Genomic DNA, 1544 nt, shown 5'->3' with positions numbered 1-1544 from the left:
TAGCACAAATTGTTGTAGAAGTCAATAGTTTGGTGAAATCTAGTCAGTATTCTCAATCTCAAACCGATTTATCAGTTAATTTAGGCGGAACAACGCTTAACTTAGTGCGTCGCTACGATTCGCTCTCTCATGATGAAATGGGCAGTTTTGGTCAAGGTTGGCAGTTAGCTAATCTAGAAACAGATTTGCAGACGAATGTGCCGAGTACAAGACAAGAATATTTAGGGATTTTTGCGGCTTTTGAAGTTGGAACAAGGCTGTATTTAACTTTACCCGATAGCCGAAGAGTCGGTTTTACTTTTGCTCCAGTAGAGCAGTCAATTACGGGATTAACTTATTATACTCCCGCTTGGGTGGCTGATGCGGGCGTGGATTATACGCTTGAGTCGGCTGAAACTTTATTGACTTCTGCTGGTTCAAAATTTTATGATTTAGTGACGGCGAAACCTTATCATCCTAGCAGTCCCAATGAAAAAGCTTTTACTCTGACGGCACCTGATGGAACACTTTACCACTTGAATGCCTCTGGAAAGGTGATCGAGCAAGTTGTCTCAAATGGCGATCGTTTATTTTATAGTGATAGCGGGATTACGGCTTCATCTGGTGAAACAATTCGTTTTATCAAAGATGCAATGGGAAGATTAACTTTTATTACAGCACCCGATGGAACAAAGCTCGTCTACAGCTACGATTTTGATGGGCAGTTAATCTCCGCACAGAATTTACAATTGGGTACATCGACTCGTTATGGTTATGCAGAAGATAAATTAATTTTAGTAACGGGAGAACCTGGAAAAGTAATCTCCTACGGTGCTACGCCAGTAATTTCGCACTCTTCGGCTGATTTAGGCAGTGTTAGTCAGTTTACAGGTTCGGTGATTAATGGTTTTGTAAACGAGCGCAGCCTTTATAGTTTTAGTCTTAGAGATTCTGAGTTAAGTTCCACAGCGACGGGAACGGTTCTTTTAAGTGTGGATGTTCAAGGAAGCGCTCTTTTACCTAAAATTGTGGGAATAACGCCTATTGCGACCCAAACAAATGTTCAATCGGCTTTTGCTCTGTTTGCGATGCAACAGTCTGGATTAAATTTACTCGAACTCAATGGGTTAGGTGATGTTCAGTTTAAACTCTCTATTGCTGGGGATTTGAACCACGATGGACAGGTGGATGGGGTGGATCTTCAATTGCTTTCATCAGCAATCTCTGGGGGCAATTATCTAGGTGATGTGGATGTAAATCGGGATGGGGTGTTGTCTGGGGCTGATCTACAAATTTTGGGAAGTAATTATGGTTTTAGTGCTAATCGAGCGCCGGTTGTTAATGGTACTTCTGTTCTGACTCATCAAGATTTAGGTGTATCGATTCCTGTTGGAACTTTAGCAAGTGATCCTGAAGGAGATGCCATTTTTTGGAAGATGGTTAATCCAGTTAATGGAACAGTGATTTTGAGAGAAGATGGACAAACGGCGTGGTTTAAGCCGATTTTAGGTTATACTGGGCTGGCTTCTTTTGAGTTAATGGCATCCGATGGGTTTAGTGCTTCT

Annotated in this window: 1 protein-coding gene; it reads left to right on the top strand. The window is 41.7% G+C overall.

Annotated features, from left to right (window positions below):
* The coding region (locus tag C7H19_RS26075) for an Ig-like domain-containing protein (RefSeq protein WP_245927804.1) at window positions 1-1544 on the top strand (1544 nt) is incomplete at both ends.

Origin of the sequence: Aphanothece hegewaldii CCALA 016, from assembly GCF_003007785.1 — a bacterium.
GTDB classification, from domain to species: Bacteria; Cyanobacteriota; Cyanobacteriia; order Cyanobacteriales; family Microcystaceae; genus Chroococcus; species Chroococcus hegewaldii.
The sequence above is the reverse complement of the archived record's forward strand: the minus strand, read 5'-3'. Positions and strand labels throughout refer to the sequence as shown.